The following is a 15,512-nucleotide window of genomic DNA, read 5'->3' as shown; positions in this document are numbered from 1 at the left end:
CGGGGCCTCCATTCCACGATCAGGTCGGAGGCATACACACGGGCGCCATCCGGACGCCGCGCCCCTATCCTGAGGCAGCATGCAGGGGGACGCGGGAGCAACCGGAGAATTCAGGGGCGGCCGATGACGGCGTCCTCGGGTCCGCTGTTCGTCATGCCGCCTCCGGACGGGCCTCGGGACGCATGGGTCACGCTGCCCGACGAGGGGCCCGATCCGACGGCGCTGCCCGAGGTCAGGCCGCGCGACGACCGGGGCCGGGCCGAGGGTCCCGGCGAAGCCGCCCTGGAACAGGGCGAGTTACTGGCCGGGCAGTACCAGGTCGTACGGCGTCTGGGGCGCGGCGGCATGGGCGACGTATATCTCGCGCTCGACAAGAAGGTCGACGACCGCGAGGTCGCCGTGAAGACCCTGCGGCCGGAACAACTCGCCCCGCGCCTCGGCTCCTTGGAGGACGAACGGCAGGCGTTCGCCGACCTCCACCACGAGGGGATCATCCCCGTCTTCAACTACGGCCGCCACGCCCGCGTCGGCCCCTTCCTCGTCCTGCCGTACGTGGACGGGCTCAATCTCGACGAGATCCGCGCGCTGGCCCGGCACGACCCGGACCGGTTCGGCGGCGCCCGCTTCCACGAGTTCGTGCTCGCGTACGGGCTGCGCGTCCTGTCCGCGCTCGATCATCTGCACGCGCGGCCCGGCCCCCGCAAGGTGTACGGCGACCTGAAGCCGCAGAACGTGATGCACGACGGCGCCACCACCAAGGTCATCGACGTGGGGTCCATCCGCGAGGAGGGCGCGCCCGGTCTGACCACCGAGGGCTTCCGCGCGCCGAACGTACCGCTCGCCCCGCCCGCCCTGGCCGGCGCGTCCGCCCCGCGCGACGACCTGTTCAGCCTGGGCGAGACGCTGCGCACGCTGAGCGGACTCGGCTTCGGACCCCACTCGCTGGCCGAACTCGGCGCCCTGGACCGGATGCACGACGGCGACCCGGTGACGGCGCAGGCCGCCGCGCTGACCACGACCCCGGCCCCGGAAGGCCTCGGCCTCGTCTCGCTGGCCCGCGCCCTGCGTCGCGCCACCCGCCCCGAACCGGCCGAGCGGTACGCGGACGCGGACGAGATGGCGGACCAACTGCGCGGTGTCTTCCGGGAGTTGAGGTCACTGCGGACCGGGCAGGAGACGTTCGAGCCGTCGCCGCTCTTCATGCAGTCGCCGTACGCCCTGGACGGAGCGCTCGGGGTCGCGCCGGTCCTGCCCCGGTGGGCGACTCCCGCCGGGGGCGTCCCGCCCGCCCCGCTGCACGAGCCGCCGTCCGCCGCCGATGTCGCGGCCCGCCTGCCCGTACCCCGCCCCGACCCGCACGACGCCCACCACGACGGCCTCAGCCGCCTCGCCGACGCCGACCCCGCCGCGCTCCTCCAGCACACCGGCGACTGGCGGGACTCCCCCGAGGTGCGGCTCCTGCGGTGCAGGCTCCGGCTGCGCGTAGCCGTACGGGCCGAACGGGCAGAAGGCGAACGGCCGGACCTGGAGTCCGCCGCCGAGGAGCTGCGCGGCGCGGTCGACGGCATCGGGCACGAACTGTCCCGGCACGACTGGCGCATCGACTGGCACCGCGGCCTCCTCGACCTCGCCGCCGGCGACGTGGCGTCCGCGCGCGACTACTTCGACCAGGTCTACGGCGCCATCCCCGGCGAGTACGCGCCCAAGCTCGCCCTCGGCCACTGCGCCGAGCGGCTCGGCCACTGGCACGAGGCGCTGACCTTCTACGAGGCCGTACGGCTGCGCAACCCCTCGCTCGGCAGCGCGGCGTTCGGCGCGGCACGGGCCCGCCTCGCGCTCGGGGGCGCCACCCCCGACACGTACGCCATCGAGGCGCTCGACGCGGTGCCGCAGCACTCACGCCACCGCACCGGCGCGCGCACCGCGACGGTACGCGTCGCCGTCGAGTACGCGACGACGGCCGACGGGCTGCGCACCGCGCTCACCCGGCTCGCCCGCCTCTTCAACGAGCACGGGCTCACCGACGAACAGGCCCGCGTACGGATGAAGGCCGAGGTGTGGGAGGCCGCGCAGCGCCTCGTGGCGGACGGCAAGGTGGGGGCGGAGGCACTCGGGCGGCTCTCGGAGGCGGCGGCCCGGCGCGACCAGGACGCGCGGGACGCGGGCGGACGGCTCGAATTCCCGGACGGGGACATCAAGTTGAGGCGTCAGCTCTCGCAGTTCTACCGGGCGCTCGCCCGGCAGGCCGCCCGCTCCGACAGCCCGCACGCCGCAGCCGTCGCCGAACGCCTCCTGGACCGCGCCTACTTGGTCAGGCCCCTCGAACTGTGGCACCGCCGGGACCGGTCCCGGCCGCCCTTCCTGCGGCCCTGGCCCACCGGACGGCGACCGGCGGCGGACCGGTGACCCCCATGTGGGGGCCGGCCCGGCGAGCAGGGGCGTCGGCGAAGCGTTTCGCGGGCGCCGCGCTCAAGGGCGCGCGCCTGCTGTGGCGGTACGCGTGGGCCCCGCCGGTGCGGGCCACGGACCGGCCGGGCCCGCCCCGCAACCGCGCCTACCTCCACGACCGGCTCGTCGCCCTCCCCCTCCTCGCCGCCGTCGCCTTCGCCGGACTCGGCTTCACCGCCACGTCCCTGCGCGACGACTCCGCCGAGATCCGCACCCACATCGCGCCCGCGCTGCGCGACCTGGCCGACGCGCGGATCTCGCTGCGGATCGCCCAGCGGGAGGCCGAGGTGAGCCTCGACGCCGGGGACGCCGTCGAGCTGAGCGGACTCACCCCCCGTTACGGCTCCCGGATCACCGGCGCCGCCCAGGACCTCAGCCAGGTCGCGCGCAGCGGCGCCCTGGCCGCGGCCGAGCGCCAGGAACTCGACGTCGTCTCCGGCCTCGTCGACGGCTACGAGCGCTGGATCGCCTGGGCCCAGACGAACGTCTCCGACGAGTCCCTGCGCAAGGCCGGACTCTCCTACGCCCAGAGCATGCTCTGCTCACCCGATCCCGGCGATCCCTACGAACCCGCCACCGACCGCTACGCCACCTACCCCCGCTGCGCACCCGTCACCGGCAGCGAGGCGACGACCGTCGTCGACCGCATCTCGGACCTCGAACGCGCCCTGCGCGACCGCTTGGAGGCGCGCGCCGCGCTCGGCCCCGCCGCCGTAACCGCCGCCGCCGTGTCGGCCGCCGCGTTCGTGCTGCTGATCGCCGGCCTGTGGCGCACCCTGCGCTTCCTGCGGGCCCGCTTCCGCATCTCGGCCAGCGTGCCGCTCCTCGCCGTCGCGCTGCCCCTGCTCGCCGTGCCCGCGATCGCGCTCGACGGGCTGTACGCGTACGCCGCCCAGGAGGACACCGTGCCGATCGCCCGCAGCCTGTACGCGGTGACCTCGCCGGCCACCGAGGTCGCCGTCGAGGAGCGCCGCATCGACCCGCCCGGTGACACCGCCGTCGTCACACTCGCCGATTCGATGGACGACGTCCTGGACGACGGCCGGCTCGCCGCCGTCGACGGGGTGGCCCCCTGGGTGGCGCCCGCCGGCCTGCTCGTCGCCGCCGTCACCGGCGTCACCCTCCACGCCTACCGGCGCGAGTATCTGCTCGTGGGGCGCCCGGGAACCGCCGTATGAGGCGCCGGACCAGGGTGCTCCGGCTCGCGCTCGCCGCCTGCCTGCTCGCCCTCGCCGCGCTCACCGGCGGCTGCGCGGGCGGCGACGCGCACCGGACCGTCGTCGTGCTCGGGCCGTGGACCGGACCCGAGGGCGCCGCGTTCGAGGACGCCCTCGCCCGACTGTCGCACCGCAGCGGTCACCACTACGTCTACAAGGGCACCCGCTCCCTGCGCGAGACCCTCGTCGCGCAGTTGGAGGCCGGTGCCCCGCCCGACGTCGCGATCCTCAACAGCATCGGCGAGCTGACCGAGTACGCGGCCGACGGCAAACTCGAACCGCTGTCCCCACAGGCCGCCGAACGCGGCTATCCGCCCTGGTCCCCCACCCTCACGCTCGACGGCAGGCACCGCACCTACTGGGTGCCGCTGCGGGTCAACCTCAAGAGCGTGGTGTGGAGCAAGCGCGCCACCGGGACCACGGCGCCCGACTGGTGCGTGGGCATGGCCGCGCAGGCCACCTCCGGATGGCCCGGCACCGACTGGATCGAGGACATCCTCCTCCACCAGGCGGGCCCCGACACGTACACGCGGTGGGCCACCGGCCGCCTCGACTGGAAGCACGACCCGGCCGTGCGCCGCGCGTTCACGACCTGGTCCAAGATCCTCGGCCCACGGTCACCGAAGTCCGTCGAACGCTCCCTGACCATGTCGTTCGAGGGCACACCCGACCCCAAGCACCCGAAGGACCCCAAGCGCGGGCTCCTCGGCGGCTCCCTCCCGGGCTGCACCCACGAACACCAGGGCTCCTTCATCCGCTCCCTCTACCCCGGCGCGATGGGCGACAACACCCTGCGCGTGGAGCCGGCCGCCCGGTTCCTGCACGGGCAGGCCGCGTACAAGGACACGTACGAGGTGTCGGGCGACATGGCCGCCGTGCTCACCGACAACCCGGCGGCACAGGACCTCGTGACGCTCCTGACCAGCGAGGACGGCCGCAGGACCTGGTCACGGTCCACGGACGCGCACTTGCGGCCCTTCTTCCCCGACACGACCGACCCCCAGCCGGACGACCCGACCGGCCGGGCCGTCGCCTCGTATCTGACCCGCGACGCGGACACCCTGTGCTTCGACGCGTCGGACGTCATGCCGCCCGTGCTGCGCGACGCGTTCTACCGGGCCGTCCTGACGTACTTCCAGGACCCGCGGACGGGGACGCTCGACACGCTCCTCGGGCAGCTGGAGACCGTCCGCAGCCAGATCGCCGGAACGCCGTCGGGCCGGTCGGGACAGGTGCACGCGCCGGACGACATCTGCGCGTCGCCGGGCGGCTAGAGGAGTCGGACTCCGGCGGCCCTGCGTAGATTTGCGGCAAACATCAGGGGCGCGTCAACCAACTCTCGGGCCACGGCTAGCGTCTTTCCGAACACAATTGCCCGTCCGACCGGAACGGAACGCCGCAGTGGCCTCTGCCGAACTGTCTCCACCCCCTGCCGCACGCGCGCGCCGGTCCCCGGACATCCCCGAGCCCTGGCACGGCCGGCACCGGACCGCCCTGCTCGTCACCGCCTGCATACTGCCGCTGCACGTCCTGTGGCTGGCGTTCCTCGCGACCGGCGGCGGCGACCTCGCGGCACAGGTGGCCTGGGCGGAGTTCGCCAAGATGTACCCGGGCTCCGCGTACAACCTGTTCTGGTACGGCGGCCTCCACATCGCCAACTACAGCCTCATCTCGCCCTACCTGATGGCACTGTTCGGCGTCGTCCCCGTCACGCTCCTGTCCGGCGTCTCGTCCACCTGGCTCGCCGCGTCGATCGTCGAGCGCACCGGCATCCGAAGACCACTGTGGCCGGCCCTCGTGGTCGGTTTCTCGCTGTGGTGCCAGGTCGTTTCGGGACGCTCTACGTTCATGCTGGGCGTGGCCTTCGGACTCGGCGCCGTCCTCGCGCACATGAACGGCCGGCGCATCGTCATCGCCACGGTGTGCGCCGCGCTGTCCACGATGGCGAGCCCCGTCGCCGGGCTCTTCCTCGTCGTGGCCGGCGCCGCGTGGCTCCTGAACCGGCAGTGGGGCAAGGCCCTGTCGCTGCTCCTGCCGCCGGTCCTCATCGTGGGCGTGACGACCTGGCTGTTCCCGTTCAAGGGTGAACAGCCCATGCCGTTCGGGCGGATCTTCCCGCCCCTCATCCTGTGCGCGGTCGTCCTGCTGTGCGCGCCGCGCGCCTGGCGCGTGGCCCGCCTAGGCACCGCCGTGTACGCGCTCGGCGTGGTGCTCACCTATCTGATCGCCACCCCGATCGGCACGAACGTGGAGCGGCTCACGGAGATCGTGGCGCCCGCGCTGCTCCTCGCCGCCGTGATGAACCGGGACCGCGGGCCCCGCTACGACGGCAGACTCGGCGGGTTCTTCCCGCCCCACCGGCAGCGCGTGATGTGCATCGTCGCCATCGTCCTCTCCCTGGGCTGGCTGTCCGGCAAGACCATCGCCGACGTCGTCGCCAACACCGAGGTCCCCGAGTGGGCGATCAAGACCGACGGCGTCGTCTCCACGCTCAAGAAACTCGGCGCCGAACGCACCCGCGTCGAGGTCGTCCCCGCCCGCGACCACCGCGAGGCGGCCGTCCTCGCGCCCTACATCAACATGGCGCGCGGCTGGAACCGGCAGGCCGACGTCGAGCGCGGACGGCTCTTCTACGAGGGACACGGCGGCACCGACGTACCCGAGGGCGCCTTCTCCTCCGCCTCGTACCACGCCTGGCTCTCCCAGTGGGCCGTCGGCTTCGTCGTCGTCTACAACGGCGAGCCGGACGGCCCCGCGGAGCTGGAGCACAAGCTGGTGTCCAGCGAGCCGGACTACCTCGAATCGGTGTGGCGGGACGCCAACTGGCGGATCTACCGCGTGAAGAACGCAGTGCCGCTCGTGGACTCGCCCGGCTCGGTGGTCCGCTCCGACGGCGCCAACCTCGTCGTACGGATGCCGAAGGCCGGCTCGGTCATCGTGCGGATCGCGTACTCGCCGTGGCTGTGGGCGGACAACGGCTGCCTGCGCGAGGAGGGCGAGTTCACGCGACTGACGGTGAAGGAGCCGGGCGACGTCCGGATCAGCTCGCAGTACGGGGGCCCGTCCGGCAAGCCGGCACCCAAGTGCGTGCCGCCGAAGACGAAGTGAGCGGTCTTCTGACGGAAGCGCCCCCACGGCTGTGCCGTGGGGGCGCTTCTGCGTGGGGCCGGCCGGGAGGTCAGCCGACGCGGGTGAGCTTCTCGCCGAAGCCGGGGTCGGTCAGGTCCTTCTGGAGGGCGACCGGGACGGTGACCGCGCCGCCCGAACCGTCGCCGACCTTCAGCTCGCCGACCTGCGTACCGGCCTTCGCGCTGTGCGGGATGGCGGCGCCCTTGGCACCGTCCGCCAGCTCCAGCTTCACCGTCAGGCCCGCCCAGCCGACCGCCGAGACGTTCTTCGTCACCACGACCGGGGTCTGCCCGCCGAGCCCGTCGTCCACGTAGCCGACGACGTCGCCCTTCTTCAGGATCGTCGACGCCTTCACGGCATCCTGCGCCGCGAGCATCGCGCTCTTGCTGACCGCGTTCACGGTGTCGATGATCGGCGCCCTGTGCTGCCCGAGGATCGCGCCGACGACCGTCACGGTCTCGCCGCCGGCGTCCTTCGTCGCGGCGAAGAGCAGGTTGCCGCCGGCCTTGGTCGTCGAACCGGTCTTCACACCGACCGCGTTGTTGTACGGGACGAGGCGGTTGTAGTTCTGCCACGTCTTGCCCGACGGGTCCTTCCACGTCGGCAGCTTGGTGATGTCCATCAGTGCCTGGATCTTCACCAGCTCGTTGCCGAGCTTGACCTGGTCCTGAGCGGTGGAGACGGTCGTCTCCTTCAGCCCGGACGGGTCCGTGTACGTCGTGCCGGTCATGCCGAGGTCCTTGGCGGCGGCGTTCATCTTCTTGACGAACGCCTCCTCGGAACCGGCGTCCCAACGGGCGAGCAGGCGCGCGATGTTGTTCGCGGACGGAATCATGATGGCCGAAAGGGCGTCCTTCTGGCTGAGCTTGTCGCCCTCCTTGACGGTGTTCAGCGTCGACTCGCCTTCGGAGTCGTAGCCGCCCTCCTTCTCCGCCTTCGCGTCCACGTCGATGGACGGACCGTCCTTGCCCGGCTGCAGCGGGTGGTCCTTGAGCACGACGTACGCCGTCATGGCCTTGGCCACGGACCCGATCGGTACGGGCTTCTGCTCGCCGAACCGGTCCATCGAGCCGATGCCGCTGACGTCCATCGAGCCCTGGCCCTCGGCGGGCCACGGCAGCGAGACCTTGTCCCCGTCGAACGCGAACGTCGACTTGGCGGTCAGCGCCAGCGTGGGCGCCGGCAGCGGGCGTACGGCCTGTACGACCGCAAACACGACGGCGAGCAGCAGGACGATCGGCGTCCAGATCTTGACCCTGCGCACGGCCGTGCGGACCGGGGTCTCCGCGGGCGGCGGCGTGTTCGTGAGCTCGGCCAGGAGGTCGAGCGGGGGCAGCGGCGGGAGCGGCTGCTGGGTGGTGCGCTCGGGCCCGACGTAGGGCTTCGCGGGCGGCGGGGCGGCGGGCTGCGCCTTGGACTGTGCCTCGGGCTGCGCCTTGGGCCTGGCCGGGGTGCCCGAGTCGAGCCCCTTGAGGGGCACGAACTTGCTGGTGCGCTCGGCATCGGACTCGGCCTTGCCCGCACCGGCGGGCTTGGACCCGAGCGACTTGAGCATCTGGGTCGGCTGATCGACGGGCGGCTTGACGGCCTTGAAGACGGCGGTGGCCTGGTCGACGGGGGGCTTGGTTTCGCCGCGTGCGGGCTTGGCGTCGGCGGGCGCCTTGACCTCGTCGGACGGCTTCGCGTCAGCCTTCGCGTCGTCGGTCGGCTTCGCGTCAGCCTTCGCGTCGTCGGTCGGCTTCGCGACGGCGTCGGACGCCTCCGCTTCCGGTGCCTCAGGGGCATCGGCCGGCTCGGCGTCGTCGCTGGTTGCCTCGGGGGCGTCAGCCGATTCGGCGTCCGCGTCGTCACCGGACTCCTCGGGGGCGTCCGTGGCCTCGGCGCCGGCCGAGGCCTCAGCGGCGTCGGCCACGGCGTCATCGCCGTCGCCGTCGTCCTCCGCCGCGTCCGACGCGGTGTCAGCCGCCTCCGGCTCGTCCGCCTCGGACGCCTCCGCGGCACCCTCCGCCGCGTCAGCGGCACCGTCACCGGCCGCCTCGGGCCCGTCGGCGGAGCCGTCCCGCGGACCGGACACCCAGGCCGCTACAGCGGCACGCAGGCGCGCGTCGCCCGGCTCGTCGCCGGAACCCGGCTCCGTACCGTCCCCGGAACCCGCCTCGGGCTCCGGGTCCGCCCCGGAATCCGATACCGATGCCGATTCCGGCGCCGAAGCGGAAGCCGAGCCCGAGTCCTCGGCGCCGGAGGCATCCGCGTCCGCCGGGGAATTCTCCGCCGAACCCGAACCCGAACCCGAACCCGAACCCGAACCCGGACCGGAAGCCGAACCCGATTCCGTCGCCGCCGCCGGAACGTCCCGGACGGAGAACACCGCCGTCGCCTGATCGACCCGCTCCGGCGACTGCCTCGCCATCGCGAGCCTCGGGTCCCGTTCCTCCGGGATCGGTCCTCCCGACGACTCCTGCTGCTTCGCCCTGTCGGGGGTCCCCGCCACCGATGCCTCCTCGCTACGCGCCACGCGCTACGCCGCTGCTGTCCGAACCATGTACCAGTGTCCTGTGTGGGGGCTTCACCCTGGTGGTAGACGAGAACGACATACCTACTGGTTCCCGCACAAAGCACCCACGCACCCTCGACAGACCAATGTGAGAGGGGTCACCCTGTCATTCATCCACGCGGGGAGGCATGGATGGGCAGGAGCCGCAGAACAATTCCGGAGGAGCTTCTGCTGCTCGCTCTGGACCCGGCCACGGGTACCACAGCGCAGCCGCAGTCGCTCGACCTAGGTCTGGCCGGAGCACAGCTAGTAGAGCTGGCGCTGGCCGGACGGATAGCCCCAGACGGGGATCGTATCGCCGTGGTGGCACCACGGCCGACCGGAGATCCGACTTTGGACTGCGCACTGGAGTTGCTGCGAAGGCGCGGCGCCCCGGTACGCGCGGTGCACTGGATCGGCGGGCCCCGACTGGGGCTGCGCCAGACATATCTCTCGCATCTGGAGAGGTGCGGCATGGTCCATGCCGTGGCCGGCCAGATGTGCGGAGTGCTGCCGACGACTCGCTACCAGGCGACGGACACGGCGATCAGCCGGGAGATCAAGAACCGGCTGGACAGTGCGATCCGTACCGGCGTACCGCCGGACCCACGGACCGCGGCGCTCGCCGCACTGGCCCACGCGGTCGGACTCGGCAAGCACCTGTATCCGGGGAACGAGGGACGATCGTCCCGCTCCCGGCTGCGGGACCTGATCAGGCACGACCCCATGGGCGGCCTCGTGGCGCACGCCGTGATGGACGTCCAGAACGGTGTGGCCGCTCAGCCACGCCGCAGCCCGGCCCCGCCGGGCAGGGGAGCACCGGAGCCCGGCAGGGTTCCGATGCAGCCGCACCACGGGGCGATGGCCCGCGCCGTGGCGCACTGAGCACCGCACCATCTGAACAGCCCGCACCGCAACAGCGCCGCACCGCAGTCCCCAAAGACCGGTCCGGGAGCCGCTGAGCCGCGCGGGGTGCCGGATCCGGACGTCGGGACGACGACACGGACCGGCACCCCGCGCGGCCGCATGTCCGGCCACGCCGGCTGCACGTCCGCCCGCACATCCGCTCGAACGTCCGGCCGCATGCCCAACTGTCGTGTCCGCTGCGCATATCCGCCGTTTCCCAGCGGTATGAAGCCCAGGGTGGCAATCTGCTGAGCAGCAGATTCGCAAGATACGCAAAGAATCACAGAGGCACGCAGCCGGAGGTGCACGTCCCGTGGCGTCCAATGTCAATCCCACCGTCAGGCGACGCCGGTTGGGCCAGGAGCTGCGCCGGCTCCGCGAGCTCAAAGGCATGACCGCCGAAGAGGTGGCCGAGCGGCTCCTGGTCTCACAGTCGAAGATCAGCAGGCTCGAGAACGGACGGCGCAGCATCAGCCAGCGCGACGTCCGCGACCTGTGCGGGGTCTACGAGGTCGAGGACCACCGCATCGTCGACTCGCTCATGCAAATGGCCAAGGACTCCCGCCAGCAGGGCTGGTGGCACTCCTTCGGCGACATCCCGTACAGCGTCTACATCGGTCTGGAGACGGACGCGGCAAGCCTGCGCGTCTACGATCCGCAGGTCGTGCCCGGTCTGCTGCAGACCCGGGCGTACGCGGAGACGCTGATCACGGGCGCGCTCCCGGAGACCACGCCGACCGACATCGACAAGCGGGTCCAGGTCCGGGTCCGCCGCCAGGAGCGCATCGCGGCCCCGGACAACCCGCTGCGGCTGTGGACCGTGCTCGACGAGTCGGCGCTGCGCCGCGTCGTCGGCAGCCGGGCCGTCATGCGCGAGCAGCTGGAGCACCTGGTCGAGCAGTCGCAGCTGCCCCATGTGACCGTGCAGGTCATTCCGTTCGACATGGGCGCGCACCCGGGTCTGAACGGCCAGTACGCGATTCTGGAGTTCCCGGACGCCGCGGATTCGAGCGTCGTCTACATCGAGGGCGTCACCAGTGATCTCTATCTGGAAAAGGCCAACGATGTACAGAAGTACAGCGTGATGTACGAGCATCTGCGGGCACAGGCGCTGAATGTGGAACAATCCCGACAGTTCATCGCGAAGATCGCCCGGGATTACGCACTCGAGGAAGCCGCCTAGGACGCCGCAGAGGCGGTCCAGAGGGACAGAATCCGCCCCGCGCGAGAAAAGTGCCGCACGGTACACCTTCGCCGCGGCGGGGCGGAAGACCCCACCGGAATATGCCATCCGGTCGAGTGAATGGCCTCTTCGCGCACCGATGTTGGCGAGTAGCGTCGATCACGCCATCAGGTACCACGTTGGCGCAAACCGCTTCACAGAAGCGGTGGCAGCAATTCGACCACTGGCTAAACCGGAGCAAAAAATGGCAATTCAGCAGGGCAGCACGAATTCCTGGACCAAGTCCTCCTATTCGACGGGGAACGGCGCGTGCGTCGAGGTCAAGTCCCCCCTCCTGGCCTCGATCGCGGTGCGGGACTCGAAGGCCCCCGAAGGGCCCTCGATCGGCTTCGCCCCCGATTCATGGAACTCCTTCGTGGCCGAGGTCGGCCGGGGCGCCTTCGCCGCCGACTGAGGCATCGGAGAGCTCCCCATCGCAGCACCAACTCAGCATCACAGCACCATTTCGGCACCAACAGAGCACCACTGCGGTACTGAAAGAGCCCTCTCGACTGGCCCGCCGTCCTGGCCGAGGGGGCTCGGCTCTTTCACCGGATCACCCGCGCAGCCGGTCCACGTACGTGTCGGTGCCGGGGATCGTCGGGATGAACGGCGCCACCAGCTCGACGCGGCCGAGGCCCGACTCGTGAACGGCCGCGTCCAGACCCGTGAAGTGGTCCTCCCAGCACTGGGCCGGGTCCGCCTCCAGGAACCACAGCAGGGTGAGGCGGGTGTCGACGCCCTCGACCTGCTTCACGTACGACATCCGGTCGCCCGGCAGCGGCGTCGGACGGAAGACCGTGACCATCGCCGCCGGTGAGCCGGCGAGCCGCTTCGGCAGGTGCCGCGAGCGCAGCCACTCCAGCAACTCGTCGCGCTGCCCGGGTCCTTCGGCGTCGATGACCTCCACGACCAGACCCCGGTAGGGGTGGTCGAGGGCGTGGTAGTCGCGCGGTCCGGCCGCCCCGTCCCGGTACACGGTCGCCGCGTGGTCCTGGAACGCGGTGAAGACGTGCGTGCGGTCCTGATAGACGCGCCCGTCCCGGTTGAGCCGCTTGTTGATGCCGACGGTCCACTTCATGTGGTCGTCGTAGCGGCCGTCGGTGATCCAGTACGTGGAGATGTAGCAGCCCGCGGTGACCGGCTGCGCGACCGCCGACTTCTCCGGGTAGCGCAGCAGCTGGAGTTCGCGCGTGGCCACCCAGCGGCGCCCCGAGTTCATCCAGGGCATCGCCATCGCGCCGGCGTAGTAGTGGTCGTCCTCGTACCAGCGGTTGTACGCGTACTCATGGCCGGGGTGTGGCTCGACCATGGTGATCAGGGCGTGCCCGGGGCGCACCCCGTACGGGCCGACCGATGCCAGCTCCGCGTACACCTCGCTCCTCGTGTCCTCGCTCACGACGCTCCCCTTCCTTCCTCCACCGGACGGGCCTACTCTGACGCCCCGTCAGAAGAACTGCCATAGCCGGGAGGCGACCGGATGCTCCTGAACGGAAAGACAGTGGTCGTGTCGGGGGTCGGCGCGGGGCTCGGCCACCAGGTCGCCGCGGCCGTGGTGCGCGACGGCGGCAACGCCGTGCTCGGCGCGCGCACGGAGGCGAACCTCGCCAAGGCGGCCGCCGAGATCGACCCGGACGGCGCGCACACCGCGTACGCGGCGACGGACATCACCGACGAGGGCCAGTGCGAGGCGCTCGCGGGGCTCGCGCGCGAGCGGTTCGGCTCGGTCGACGCCGTAGTCCATGTCGCGGCCTGGGACAGCTACTTCGGCGGCCTGGCGGACGCGGACTTCGCGACCTGGCAGCAGGTCATCGACGTGAACCTGCTCGGCACCCTGCGCATGACCCGGGCCTGCCTGCCCGCCCTCAAAGAGCGGGGCGGCTCCGTCGTCATCATCGGCACGCAGTCGGCCGTGGCCGCGCCCTCCCAGGTGTGGCAGGCGGCGTACGCGGCCTCGAAGGGCGCGCTGACCTCGGCGATGTACTCCATGGCGCGCGAGCTCGGCCCGCACCGCATCCGGGTCAACACCGTGCTGCCCGGCTGGATGTGGGGGCCGCCGGTCGAGGCGTACGTCCAGTTCACCGCGCACACCGAGGGCGTGTCGCAGGACGAGGTCCTGGGGCGGCTCACCGAGCGGATGGCGCTGCCCGAACTGGCCACGGACGGGGACGTGGCGGACGCCGCCGTGTTCCTCGCCTCCGACCGGGCGCGGGCCATCACCGGCCAGTCGCTTCTGGTCAACGCGGGTGAGCTGATGCGGTAGTTCCGGACCACCAGCCAGGATCCGACCGCACGGCACCCACCGCCGTGCGGTCCTTTTTGCCCCCATCTCAATTCATGGACATGAACACAGGTCAATAAGTCGAACGATTTTACTGTCCCTTGACCCTCCGGTGCGTTGTCCTGGCCCTTCGGCTCCCCACACCATGAACGGCGTTCATAAGTAGGACCAGACCCCTGGAGGGGGCTCAATGAACAGTCTCGACTGGGCCGTGCTCATCGGCTATTTCGGCGTGATGATCGCGATCGGCGTCTGGTCCCACAAACGCGTGGACAACGTCTCCGACTTCTTCACCGCCGGCGGCAAGATGCCCTGGTGGCTGTCCGGCATCTCGCACCACATGTCCGGCTACAGCGCCGTCATGTTCACCGGATACGCGGGCATCGCGTACACCTACGGCGTGACGTCCTTCGTCACCTGGTCGTTCCCCATCGCACTCGGCATCGCCATCGGCTCGAAGCTGTTCGCGCCGCGCATCAACCGGCTGCGGTCACGGCTGCACGTGGCGTCCCCGCTCGAATATCTCAAGAACCGCTACAACCTCAAGACGCAGCAGGCGCTGGCCTGGTCGGGCATGCTCCTGAAGATCGTCGACGTCGGCGCCAAGTGGGCCGCCATCGCGACCCTGCTGTCCGTCTTCACCGGCGTCTCCCTCAACCAGGGCATCCTGATCACCGGCGTCATCACCGCCTTCTACTGCACGATCGGCGGCCTGTGGGCGGACGCGCTCACCGAACTCGGCCAGTTCATCATCCAACTCCTCGCCGGCATCGCCATGTTCGTGGCGGTCGTCGGCAAACTCGGCCCGCACGGCGGCTTCTTCGGCGTCTGGGACGAGCCCGCGCTCCAGGGTCACGGCAAGCCGCTCGTCGGCCCGTACGGAACGGTCTTCCTGCTCGCGTTCCTCTTTATCAAGCTCTTCGAGTACAACGGCGGCATGCTCAACCAGGCCCAGCGCTACATGGCCACGGGCAGCGCCCGCGAGGCCGCGCGCTCGGCCCGCCTCTCCGCGGTGCTGTGGCTCGTGTGGCCGGTCGTCCTCTTCTTCCCGATGTGGATGTCCCCGCTCCTCGTCCACGCGAACAAGCCGGACGGCTCGGACTCGTACGCCCTGATGACCGAACAGCTGCTGCCGCACGGCCTGTTGGGGCTCGTCATCGTCGGTTTCTTCTCGCACACGATGGCCATGTGCTCCTCCGACGCCAACGCCATCGCTGCCGTCTTCACCCGTGACGTGGCGCCCGCCTTCTCGCAGACGGCCCGCGGCTGGAACGAGCGCAAGGGGCTCCTCGTCGCGCGCGTCACCACGGTCGTGTTCCTCGGCCTGTCCATGGCGGTCGCCACGCAGGTCAACTCGCCCGCGTTCAAGGACATCATCACCGTCGTCATCAAGTGGGTCGCCGGCCTGATGGGCCCGATCGCGATCCCCATGATGCTGGGTCTGCTGCGCACCTTCCGCAAGTCCGGTCCCACGGCGGCGCTCACCAGCTGGGCCGCGGGTCTGCTCGCCTTCTGGCTGGTCAACTACCCGATCAACTGGAACGTCGAGGGCGGTGTGCCGCTCGAGTACCAAGTGTCGATCCCGCTGGCCGTCTCGCTCGTGCTCTACATCCTCATCGGCTACCTCAAGCCGGAGGACACCCCGGAGCGGGACGCGCTCATCGAGCGCATCAACACGGACGACGACGGGTCCACCGGGGCGGCGGCGGTTCCCGCGCCGGCGGAGCCGCAGGACGGGACGGTCGGCACGCAGCCGCCGGGCCGACTGTCGTAGGG

11 protein-coding genes are annotated in these 15,512 nt (G+C 71.1%); 9 read left to right on the top strand and 2 right to left on the bottom strand.

Annotated elements, in window-relative coordinates:
- Positions 1-123: 123 nt before the first annotated feature.
- The 4 genes from OHA58_RS20430 to OHA58_RS20415 all read left to right on the top strand — a co-directional run bounded on the left by OHA58_RS20430 (position 124) and on the right by OHA58_RS20415 (position 6,773).
- Positions 124-2,406 (top strand): tetratricopeptide repeat protein, encoded by a 2,283-nt coding sequence (locus tag OHA58_RS20430; protein ID WP_405480456.1) that lies wholly within the window; start codon positions 124-126, stop codon positions 2,404-2,406.
- A 5-nt stretch (positions 2,407-2,411) separates the two neighbouring features.
- Positions 2,412-3,626: a hypothetical protein gene (locus tag OHA58_RS20425; protein WP_405485066.1), complete on the top strand. Its 1,215-nt coding sequence runs from the start codon at positions 2,412-2,414 to the stop codon at positions 3,624-3,626.
- A complete protein-coding gene (locus OHA58_RS20420; protein ID WP_405480455.1) occupies positions 3,623-4,939 on the top strand; it encodes an extracellular solute-binding protein in 1,317 nt (438 codons plus the stop codon). The genes OHA58_RS20425 and OHA58_RS20420 overlap by 4 nt, the downstream gene beginning before the upstream one ends.
- Before the next feature lie 127 nt (positions 4,940-5,066).
- Positions 5,067-6,773: a hypothetical protein gene (locus tag OHA58_RS20415; protein WP_405480453.1), complete on the top strand. Its 1,707-nt coding sequence runs from the start codon at positions 5,067-5,069 to the stop codon at positions 6,771-6,773.
- 70 nt (positions 6,774-6,843) lie between these two features.
- On the opposite strand, the gene OHA58_RS20410 is transcribed toward OHA58_RS20415, so the two are convergent.
- Positions 6,844-9,285 carry a D-alanyl-D-alanine carboxypeptidase gene (locus OHA58_RS20410; RefSeq protein WP_405480451.1) on the bottom strand — a complete coding sequence of 814 codons (2,442 nt, stop codon included), beginning with the start codon at positions 9,283-9,285 and terminating at the stop codon, positions 6,844-6,846.
- 195 nt (positions 9,286-9,480) lie between these two features.
- On the opposite strand from OHA58_RS20410, the gene OHA58_RS20405 reads away from it, so the two are divergent.
- From OHA58_RS20405 to OHA58_RS20395, 3 genes are all read left to right on the top strand, one after another.
- A complete protein-coding gene (locus OHA58_RS20405) occupies positions 9,481-10,212 on the top strand; it encodes a GPP34 family phosphoprotein (RefSeq protein ID WP_390012311.1) in 732 nt (243 codons plus the stop codon).
- Positions 10,213-10,546: 334 nt separating this feature from the next.
- Positions 10,547-11,416, top strand: a complete 870-nt coding sequence (locus OHA58_RS20400) for a helix-turn-helix domain-containing protein (RefSeq protein WP_405480450.1) — start codon at positions 10,547-10,549, stop codon at positions 11,414-11,416.
- Positions 11,417-11,660: 244 nt separating this feature from the next.
- Positions 11,661-11,870, top strand: a complete 210-nt coding sequence (locus OHA58_RS20395; protein ID WP_405480449.1) for a DUF397 domain-containing protein — start codon at positions 11,661-11,663, stop codon at positions 11,868-11,870.
- Positions 11,871-12,011: 141 nt separating this feature from the next.
- Here OHA58_RS20395 and OHA58_RS20390 read toward each other — a convergent pair whose 3' ends face one another.
- Positions 12,012-12,854, bottom strand: a complete 843-nt coding sequence (locus tag OHA58_RS20390) for a hypothetical protein (RefSeq protein ID WP_405480447.1) — start codon at positions 12,852-12,854, stop codon at positions 12,012-12,014.
- An 81-nt stretch (positions 12,855-12,935) separates the two neighbouring features.
- Between OHA58_RS20390 and OHA58_RS20385 the strand changes: the two genes are divergently transcribed.
- Positions 12,936-13,718 (top strand): SDR family oxidoreductase, encoded by a 783-nt coding sequence (locus OHA58_RS20385; RefSeq protein ID WP_405480446.1) that lies wholly within the window; start codon positions 12,936-12,938, stop codon positions 13,716-13,718.
- 208 nt (positions 13,719-13,926) lie between these two features.
- Positions 13,927-15,510, top strand: coding sequence for a sodium:solute symporter family protein (locus OHA58_RS20380; protein WP_405480445.1), 1,584 nt, complete (start codon positions 13,927-13,929; stop codon positions 15,508-15,510).
- Positions 15,511-15,512 lie beyond the last annotated feature (2 nt).

The sequence above is a fragment of the Streptomyces sp. NBC_00009 genome, assembly GCF_045040855.1.
Taxonomy (GTDB): domain Bacteria; phylum Actinomycetota; class Actinomycetes; order Streptomycetales; family Streptomycetaceae; genus Streptomyces; species Streptomyces aureus.
This window is presented reverse-complemented; position numbering and strand designations above follow the sequence as displayed.

What these genes read in the sequence shown, in the direction of transcription:
- OHA58_RS20380 (WP_405480445.1), top strand. Translation starts at nt 13,927, where the DNA reads ATGAACAGTCTCGACTGGGCCGTGCTCATCGGCTATTTCGGCGTGATG.
- OHA58_RS20385 (WP_405480446.1), top strand. Translation starts at nt 12,936, where the DNA reads ATGCTCCTGAACGGAAAGACAGTGGTCGTGTCGGGGGTCGGCGCGGGG.
- OHA58_RS20395 (WP_405480449.1), top strand. Translation starts at nt 11,661, where the DNA reads ATGGCAATTCAGCAGGGCAGCACGAATTCCTGGACCAAGTCCTCCTAT.
- OHA58_RS20430 (WP_405480456.1), top strand. Translation starts at nt 124, where the DNA reads ATGACGGCGTCCTCGGGTCCGCTGTTCGTCATGCCGCCTCCGGACGGG.
- OHA58_RS20405 (WP_390012311.1), top strand. Translation starts at nt 9,481, where the DNA reads ATGGGCAGGAGCCGCAGAACAATTCCGGAGGAGCTTCTGCTGCTCGCT.
- OHA58_RS20420 (WP_405480455.1), top strand. Translation starts at nt 3,623, where the DNA reads ATGAGGCGCCGGACCAGGGTGCTCCGGCTCGCGCTCGCCGCCTGCCTG.
- OHA58_RS20425 (WP_405485066.1), top strand. Translation starts at nt 2,412, where the DNA reads ATGTGGGGGCCGGCCCGGCGAGCAGGGGCGTCGGCGAAGCGTTTCGCG.